Source organism: Pararhizobium sp. (assembly GCF_035497515.1).
Taxonomy (GTDB): Bacteria; Pseudomonadota; Alphaproteobacteria; order Rhizobiales; family Rhizobiaceae; genus Pararhizobium.
This window is the reverse complement of sequence record NZ_DATJDJ010000206.1, coordinates 1-2441: the sequence shown is the minus strand read 5'-3', so window position 1 is coordinate 2441 and position 2441 is coordinate 1. Positions and strand designations below refer to the sequence as shown.

Sequence of the window (2441 nt, the reverse complement as noted above, 5' to 3'; positions counted from 1 at the left end):
CATTGCGTCAACGGCGCTGATCATGCCTTCGATGTTGTCGTCGGTGGTCGTTGCCGTCAGCGCGATCAGGGTCGAGCCGGTCGGAGCCGTACCGCCTGCAGCAAGGATCAGGTGGTAGGTGGCGTTTGCCGTGGTGGCGGCGGTTGCGCCGTTCGGCTGAGCGACGGATACGGCCTTGGTCAGCTGACCGTTGGCGGCATTTTTGGTGTCGATCAGAACCGAGGTCGAAGCGTCGAAAGAAAGAACGCCGACGGAAACATTGCCAGCGGCCGAACGGGTGAACGAGCCAACCATTTCCTTGGTGCCGAGCGCCGTCGCCGTGTCGTTGTAGAGCCAGTTTTCACCGGAGAACGAAGCCGAAGTCGCCGTCGAAACCAGCTGGTTCTTGAGCTCGGTCAGTTCCTTGTTGATCTTGGTTTTGTCAACGCCCGGTTCGCGAGCGGCAACCAGCTTTGCCTTGATTTCGGAAACAACGTCGATAGCGGCGTTCAGGCCGGTATAGGCCGTGTCCGTCTTGGCAGCGCCGAGACCGAGAGCGTCCTGAACCGTCGAAAGAGCCTTGTTGTCCGAACGCATGGTCGTTGCGATCGACCAGTAGGCAGCGTTGTCGGAAGCGTCGCCAACGCGCAGGCCGGAAGAAATGCGGCCCTGGGTCGTTTCCATGTCGGAGCTGATGGAGCGCAGCGTCGAAAGAGCTGCCATTGCAGAAGCGTTTGTCAGGATGCTTGTCATTGGGGTTGTCCCTCTAGATACAAAATACAGATTGGGGACATACCGGACTGAATACTTACCGGTGATGGCGGTTCGGCATCATGCCACTCGGCCCCGGCTGCTGCTGAGACCAAACCCGTCATGTGAGGGTAATGTCGCAGGCAAACATTGCGATATGTTTAAATCGGCCCTTTATATCAGCATCTACTTAAGTTCGAAATCGTCAGGAAACCGGAACAGCGTCCTGAAAAATAAACAATGAAATCAAATGGATGATATTTTCAGGCAAGCGTGATCACGGCCAAAAAATTGACCGGATGTTAACCACGAGGCAAGGATCAGCTGAAGGATCGCACCAGGCTGCCGACCAGCAGGTTCCAGCCGTCGATGAGCACGAAGAAGAGGATCTTGAAGGGCAGCGAGATCGAGGTCGGCGGCAGCATCATCATGCCCATCGCCATGGTGATCGTGGCGACCACAAGGTCGATGACCAGGAAGGGCAGCATGATCAGGAAGCCGATTTCGAAACCGCGCCGGATTTCCGAGATCATGAAGGCGGGCACCACGGCACGCAGATCGACGCGATCGCCCGCGACGACGGTCTGGCCCTTTTCCTGGGCGATATCGATGAACAGTTGCAGATCCTTGTCGCGCGTATTGGCCAGCATGAACTCGCGGAACGGTTCCGCGATGCGGGTCATCGCCTCGGTCTCGGTGATCTGGTTTTCCAGGAGCGGATTAATGCCGTTCTGCCAGGCCCGGTCGAAGGTCGGTGCCATGACATAGAAGGTCATGAACAGCGCGAGACTGACCATGATCATGTTGGACGGCGTGGTGGCCAGGCCCATGCCGGTGCGAAGGATCGCAAAGGCGATGACAAAGCGCGGAAAGCTCGTCACCATGATGAGGATGCCCGGAGCAACCGACAGGACCGTCAGCAGGCCGAAGGTGCGGATGATCCAGGATGCCACCGAGCCATCGACAGGCGTGTTCAGGATATCCGCGGGAAAGCCCTGCGCCCCCGCGATACCCGACATCGCCATCATGGCGGCTATGAATGCGACTGTGCGGATCATGGGCGAATCATTGAACGACGAAGGTCCTGAAGATGACATTGGTTACGCGCCCTTCGGAGCGCAGGTCAACCCGTTCCTTGATATCGTCCTTCAGATACTGGAACCCGCGCGGCCCCTGGATCTGCTGCAGGGACACAGTTTTCAGGTAGGCGGCGATGTCCTGGTGAATCTGCTCGGCCATCGTCACATCCGTCGCGCCGTTGAACTGGAGCGCCACTTCGAGCCGGATCCAGTTTTCGCTGGGATAGGCGAGATTGGTGGTGATCGCTTCCAGTTGGACGATGCCATTGGCCTCGGTGGCGATCCGTGGCAAGCCCTCGTCCTTCTTCTTTTCGCCTTCCGGCGAGCCTGCCTTCGCATCGACGGCGGCCTTCGCCGCCGCGATGAGCTTCGCTTCCTCGACGCTGACCGGCTCCGGCGCCAGCATGCCGCCAATCAGCCAGCCGCCACCGCCGGCCATCAGCGTCAGCACGGCGATCGCCGCGACCAGGACGAGTGGCGACGATTTCTTCGGGGCGGCATTGGCAGTATCGAAATCTTCCATCTACGGGTCCATCAAGAGTTGTGCCACGCGAAGGCAGCCTGTCCTGCCGTCAAATCGGCGAAACGAGATCGACGACCTGCTGGCCCCATGGCGGCTGCTGCACCTCGGTC

3 protein-coding genes are annotated in these 2441 nt (G+C 59.1%); all 3 read right to left on the bottom strand.

Translation table 11 applies throughout. From position 1 onward, the window contains the following. Window positions 1-732 (bottom strand): flagellin (locus tag VL202_RS21290; protein ID WP_325466055.1); only part of this gene is annotated, 732 nt, incomplete at its 3' end. A gap of 317 nt (window positions 733-1049) precedes the next feature. Further along, a complete protein-coding gene (gene fliP, locus VL202_RS21285) occupies window positions 1050-1787 on the bottom strand; it encodes a flagellar type III secretion system pore protein FliP (protein WP_056329561.1) in 738 nt (245 codons plus the stop codon). A gap of 7 nt (window positions 1788-1794) precedes the next feature. Continuing rightward, on the bottom strand, window positions 1795-2331 hold the full coding sequence (locus VL202_RS21280; protein WP_056329564.1) for a flagellar basal body-associated FliL family protein: 537 nt from the start codon (window positions 2329-2331) through the stop codon (window positions 1795-1797). Window positions 2332-2441: the final 110 nt, after the last annotated feature.